We start from the raw sequence: 241 nt of genomic DNA on the forward strand, positions 1-241 counted from the left end.
ATGCGAAAGGGCGTGCTTCAGCGTTTCGAGATTGTTCGCTCCTACCCATTTAGGGTGCCGTGCTGAGAGCGCTGGCATGCAATGGCTTTTCAAGTCTTCCGTAATCCTTTGGAAAGCTTCGTCTTTTTGCCTGACCGCTTCGAGGCACAGCTCCCGCGTCTGGAGACGCTCCGGTACATATTCCAACGCCCGGCCGCTTTGCCCCACCGCCTCGCGGCACATCTCCTCCGTCCGGAGGGCT

At 58.9% G+C, this 241-nt stretch carries 1 protein-coding gene; it reads right to left on the minus strand.

Annotated elements, in window-relative coordinates; all coding sequences use genetic code 11:
• Positions 1 to 241, minus strand: a 241-nt coding sequence (locus E1297_RS00215) for a DUF4116 domain-containing protein (protein ID WP_155132509.1), incomplete at both ends; no start/stop codon positions are given.

This window comes from Roseibium sp. RKSG952, assembly GCF_009711355.1.